The sequence below is a fragment of the Actinocorallia lasiicapitis genome, from assembly GCF_054778695.1.
Window position 1 is genome coordinate 1 of sequence record NZ_BAAGZI010000577.1, and the last position, 2,595, is coordinate 2,595.

Below are 2,595 nucleotides of genomic sequence, written 5' to 3' on the forward strand. Positions count from 1 at the left end.
CGTCGAGCTCGCCGCCTGCGACACCGCCGACCGCGACGCCCTGGCGGCGCTGCTGGCGGGCCGCTCACTGAGCGGCGTCGTCCACGCCGCGGGCGTCCTGGACGACGGGGTGCTCGCCTCGCTGACCCCGGAACGGATCGACACCGTGCTCCGGCCGAAGGCGGACGCCGCCCTCAACCTGCACGAACTCACCACCGGCATGGACTTGACGGCGTTCGTCCTGTTCTCGTCCGCCGCCGGAGTGACCGGCGGCGAAGGCCAGGCCAACTACGCCGCCGCCAACACCTTCCTGGACGGGCTGGCCGCACACCGGCGGGCCCACGGCCTTCCCGCGCAGTCACTGGCCTGGGGTCTGTGGGCCGAGGCCAGCGGGATGACCGCGCAGGCGGCGTCCGGGGGCGGCGCGGTCGCGATGCCCACCGAGGAGGGGCTCGCCCTGTTCGACACCGCGTCCGCGCTGCCCGACGCGTTCTTGGTCCCGGTCCGGCTGAACCTGGCCGAGCTGGCCGGGGGAGCGGTGCCGTACACGCTACGCGGGCTGGTGAAGGCGCCCGCCCGCCGGGCCGTCACGGCGGTCGCGGTTCCGTCCGGGTCGCTGACCGACCGGCTGGCGGGCCTGTCGCCCGCCCGCCGGGAGGCGCTGCTGGTGGAGCTGGTGCGCACCCAGGCGGCCGCCACCCTCGGCTACGCGGGCCCGGACGCCATCGAACCCGAGCAGGCCTTCCGCGACCTCGGCTTCGACTCCCTGTCGGCGGTGCGGTTCCGCAACGGGCTGGGCGAGACGGTCGGCGTGCGCCTGCCCGCGACGCTGGTGTTCGACCACCCGACCGTGCTCACCCTCGCCAGGTTCGTCCTCGACGAGATCCTCGGGGGGACCCCCGACGAGACACCCGAACCGCCCGCGGCCGAACTCGCCGAACTCGCCGAGCCCGAGCGGCCCGACCGGACGTCCGCGCTCCAGGGCATGGGCGTCGAGGAGCTGCTGCGCGCCGCCGGTGAGCTCGGCTCCGACTGATCCGCCCGAACCGTCAAGGCCCGGCCCCGGAGCGTCCCAGCGCTCCCGGGCCGGGCCGTTCCACGACCCCTACTGGGGGTGGCGGCCAGGGTAGGGGTGGCCTACGGGTGGCGGCGGTGACAGGGGTGGATCAACGATCTACCCAGAGCAACAGGCGGCCATCGGACGAGGGAGGCGCTCGGCGCCATGACGGGCGAACTCGATCACGCTGAATCCAACACGCGGTCCGCGGACCCGATCGCCGTCATCGGCATGGCGTGCCGGCTGCCGCAGGCGCCGGACCCGGCGGCCTTCTGGCGGCTGATGCGCGCCGGTGAGAGCGCGATCGGGGAGGTCCCGGCCGACCGCTGGGACCCCGACGCGTTCGACTCGCCGGCCGACCGGGCCGCGCTCCGGCACGGCGGGTTCCTCGACCGGGTCGACGGCTTCGACCCCGCCTTCTTCGGGATCTCCCCGCGTGAGGCCGCGGTGATGGATCCGCAGCAGCGGCTGGTCGCCGAGCTGAGCTGGGAGGCCCTCGAAGACGCCGGTATCGTGCCGGGCGCCCTGTCCGGCAGCGCCACCGGCGTCTTCCTGGGCGCGATCGCCGGCGACTACGCGACGCTCCTGCACCGCGGCGGCCCTGACGCCGTCACCCAGCACTCCCTGGCCGGAAACCACCGCGGCATCATCGCCAACCGGGTCTCCTACCAGCTCGGGCTGAGCGGCCCCAGCCTGACCGTGGACGCCGCCCAGGCGTCGTCGCTGGTGGCGGTGCACCTGGCCTGCCAGAGCCTGCGGTCCGGGGAGTCCGCCGTCGCCCTGGCCGGCGGGGTCAGCCTCAACCTCGTGCCGGAGAGCGCCCTGGCCGTCGCCCGGTTCGGCGGGCTGTCCCCTGACGGCCGCTGCTACACCTTCGACGCCCGCGCCAACGGCTACGTCCGCGGTGAGGGCGGTGTCGTGCTGGTGTTGAAGCCGCTGGCGCGGGCCGTCGCGGACGGTGACGAGATCCACGGGCTGCTCCTCGGCAGCGCCGTCAACAACGACGGCGGGACCGACGGCCTGACCGTGCCGAGCGCCGCCGCCCAGGCCGAAGCGGTCCGCCGCGCCTGCGCGCGCGCCGACCTGCCGGTGAGCGGCCTCCAGTACGTCGAGCTGCACGGCACCGGCACCCCCGTCGGCGACCCGATCGAGGCCGACGGGCTCGGCCGGGTCTTCCGCGACGTCCCCGCCCCGGTGCCGGTCGGCTCCGCCAAGACCAACGTCGGCCATCTGGAGGGCGCCTCCGGGATCGTCGGGCTGCTGAAGACGCTGCTCGCGGTCCGGCACCGGGAGCTCCCCGCCAGCCTCAACTTCGAGCACCCGAACCCGCGGATCGACCTGGCCGCCCTGAACCTGCGGGTGCAGCGGGAGCTCGGCCCGTGGCCGCGGCCCGCCGAACCCCTGATCGCCGGGGTCAGCTCGTTCGGGATGGGCGGCACCAACTGCCATGTGGTGGTGGCCGAGCCTCCGGCCGTCGCCGAACCCGAGCGGCCGCTCGGCGGCTCGGACGTCCCGCTGATCCCCTGGACGCTGTCCGGCCGGTCCGAGGCCGCGCTGCG

2 protein-coding genes are annotated in these 2,595 nt (G+C 75.3%); both read left to right on the forward strand.

The annotated features are described in order from the left end of the window. Positions 1-1,015: beta-ketoacyl reductase (locus ACYVE7_RS32380; RefSeq protein WP_460370175.1), on the forward strand; the 1,015-nt coding region annotated here is incomplete at its 5' end. A 186-nt stretch (positions 1,016-1,201) separates the two neighbouring features. Continuing rightward, positions 1,202-2,595 (forward strand): beta-ketoacyl synthase N-terminal-like domain-containing protein (locus ACYVE7_RS32385; RefSeq protein ID WP_460370176.1); only part of this gene is annotated, 1,394 nt, incomplete at its 3' end.